This window comes from Pseudocitrobacter sp. 2023LY-00077 (genome assembly GCF_055796175.1).
The window spans coordinates 1-3,264 of sequence record NZ_JBSPEI010000013.1 but is presented as its reverse complement, the minus strand read 5'-3'; the positions used below and the strand labels follow the sequence as shown (position 1 = coordinate 3,264).

Here is a 3,264-nt window from a genome sequence, read left to right as displayed (position 1 = left end):
CGGGCGACGGCTGGATCAACGCTGAAGAAGCGAAGGCGGAGAACACCACCATCACCGGCACCGTGGGCGGCGATGCGAAAGCGGGCGACATGGTGGTGCTGGAAGTGAACGGCAACCGCTATGAGGCAGAAGTGCAGGGCGACCTGACCTGGAGCGCGGAGGTGAAAACTGCCGATCTGCTGGCGGATCCGGAAGTGAACGGCGCCATTACTATTAAAGATAAGGCCGGGAACGAAGCCACGGCGATTGACAATGAGCCGGTTAAGATCGACACAACGATTAACGTAGTTGTTACGATCGACCCTGTTACGGGCGATGATTTCCTGAGTTTCTCCGAAACGAATAAGCTACCAAACGAAGATTCACCGTCAATCAAAGTCACCGGTACTGTTACCGGCGAAGCCACAACCGATGATTTCGTCGAGGTGAAAGTTGGCGATGTCACTATCAAGGTGCCGGTTCAGGATGATGGCGAAGGCAACTTGTTCTGGGAAGCGGAATTCACGGCTGAAAACCTGATGAAAAATCCGGAGGTCAGTGCGTCAATTACCGTACAGGACGAAGCAGGTAATATTGCAAGTGATTCCACCGAACGCCCGGTCACTATTGAAACAGGGAATGTGATCACGGGTAATGAATACGATAACGTGCTGGAAGGTGGAGAAGGCACAAGTGACGTCATTATTGCCGACACGCAAGGTTTCCAGCAGCAGCCAGGACAGGACTATAACATCGCCTTTATCGTAGACAGTTCCGGAAGCGTGGGGGCGAAAGATGTTGAGGCCATTATTAAGTCGCTCACACAGGTCTTTAATACGCTTTCCCAGAATGCTCAACTTGATGGTTCAGGTGAGGTCAACATTCTGTTGGTTGATTTTGATGCTCAGGTGAACTTCGCTGTATCGGTCAACCTCACTGACAAAAATGCATTGAAAACACTGACGGATGCGTTGGCGAATATGAAAAGCGGCGGCGGTACGAACTACGAGGATGCCTTTAAAACGGCAGCCAACTGGTTTACTGAGATGGGATCTGACGGCGCCGAGAACCTGACCTACTTTATTACCGATGGGAAACCGACGTACTACCAAAGTAATGAGATTTCCAGCATTGACGTTGACGGCCGACAAGGCAGTACCACGATGCTTGACTTGAGTACAGTCGATTACAAGGAAGGCACCGCTTTCTCAATGAACATTGATGGTGTAGATCGTGTTGTTATTGATGCCGCCGGTAACGTTTACTCGTGGTCAACGAATAGGTCGGGAAACTGGGTTTCAACCAAAGAAGGAGAGCTCTACAAAAACGGCAAGGGCGGGTATGAAATCTCAACGCGTGCGGGGAATGGGAGTTCGACCACCAATACAACGACGTCGAATTCAAAAAGTGCTTTTGCCCTGCTTTTGCTGGCTTGTGACAACGTTGAAGCGATTGGTATCAACAACGGTATTAGTGCGAATGACCTGGAACCGTATGACTCCGATGGTAACGTAATGGCAGGAATTGCCGCAGATGAATTGGCGAATGCCATTCTTGGCGGCGACGATGTTCAGATGGCTGGCGCTCAGGATACGGTTCACGGAAATGCCGGGAACGATATTCTTTTTGGTGACATGGTGTTGTTTGGCAACAGCAACGGCTTTGCGGCTATCAAAGAGTATGTCGCCGGAAAATTGAATGTTGACGCCAGCCAACTGGATGTATCCCATGTATCACAGTACATCAGCGAGCATCCTGAAGAGTTTGACCAGTCTCAGAATGATGGCGGTAAAGACGTTCTGTTTGGCGGCGTAGGTGATGACATTATCTACGGTGGCGGTGGTGACGATATTCTTGTCGGTGGCAGCGGTGATGATGTGCTGTTTGGTGGCAAAGGTGATGACATTCTGATTGGCGATGGTTTTGATAGCTCGGCTGAACTTGCTAGCCACATGGGCACTACCGTTGGCGATCTCACCTTCGATAAAGTGGCGGATTACGTTGTTCAGAATAGCGATGAACTTGGTGCTATGGGTTCGGGTAACGATATCCTCCATGGCGGTGAAGGCGACGATATTCTGCTCGGCGGTGGCGGTAACGACATCCTTAACGGCGGACTTGGGGACGATATCCTCTATGGTGGAACCGGAAATGACACCCTAACCGGTGGTAAAGGTGACGATATCCTCACGGGCGGCTCTGGCAGCGATACCTTCACCTGGCTGAAAGGCGATGACGGTCATGATGTGATTAAAGATTTCAATGCAGAAGAGGGAGATCGTATCGATCTCAGCGATTTGCTGGGAGGCATTACCGAAAGCCTTGAAAATTACCTTCAGGTTATTGATGACGGGAAAGGAAATGCTGTCATTGAGATTAGCACCAGTGGTCAAATTATGAATGGGGCTAACGTCAGTATCACTGTGGAGGGCTCCTCAGTGGCTGATATAAATAGCTTACTGGCTAACCCGGATAATACCTCCATCATAATCTAACCCGACCCAGCGCCACGTTACTCACGTGGCGCTACTCTTTCAGGAGATAAGATGTATTACTTACAACGTAATCCCCGGGGAACACTGGTGCGGGTAGATACTCAACCGTTCGAAGGAATGACCGAAGAATCTGAACAAACCACGCTGGAAATCAACCACTGGCAGAATCATCAGAAGGCGCTGCTTGCGGGGCTGCAAAAAAGCGATCTTGAACTGGTTCGCGTGCTGGAAGATTTGATCTATGTACTGACCAGTAAAGGCATTCTCAGTATCACGGACCTGCCGGTTGCGGCGCAGAACAAGTTATCGAACCGAAGTCTATTACGGCAGGAGCTGGACAGCCTGGAGAATCTGCTTAATGAGGATGAGATCTTGCTCTAGCCCAGCGATCCCGAAACGCAAAGCCCAACCACGAGGTTGGGTTTCTTCTATATGAGTACGAAAAGGATCTCTTTTATCGCATAACGATCGTATAAGCGGAGACCGAACGACAAGAAAACTCTCCAGTCTGTGGGTAACTCTGTGTGTAAGTGGGTATAAAGCGGGGTTTTGCTGTGTATTTCAGCAGTCGGTAAAATTACCGCATATTTAGGGTTGCAGCCTCACGAGAACTCCCTATAATGCGCTCCCACTGACACGGCAACAGCCGGTTCGGTTGAAGAAAAAAATCCTTGAAAATGGGGTTGACTCTGAAAGAGGAAAACGTATTATACGGGACCTCGCAACGGTGAGCGTAAAGCCGCGTTGCAACTGCTCTTTAACAATTTATCAGACAATCTGTGTGGGCACT

The 3,264-nt window shown here is 49.8% G+C and carries 2 protein-coding genes; both read left to right on the top strand.

Features of this window, described 5'->3' with window-relative positions:
• Window positions 1–2,474, top strand: a 2,474-nt coding sequence (locus ACWWFX_RS16855; RefSeq protein ID WP_473224321.1) for an Ig-like domain-containing protein, incomplete at its 5' end; no start/stop codon positions are given.
• Window positions 2,475–2,525: 51 nt separating this feature from the next.
• The gene (locus ACWWFX_RS16850) at window positions 2,526–2,855 is read left to right on the top strand and encodes a tryptophan synthase subunit beta (RefSeq protein WP_149465162.1); all 330 of its coding nucleotides are present in this window, start codon (window positions 2,526–2,528) and stop codon (window positions 2,853–2,855) included.
• Window positions 2,856–3,264: the final 409 nt, after the last annotated feature.

Excerpts from the sequence above, each read along its gene's own strand:
- ACWWFX_RS16850 (WP_149465162.1), top strand. The coding sequence starts at position 2,526 with ATGTATTACTTACAACGTAATCCCCGGGGAACACTGGTGCGGGTAGAT.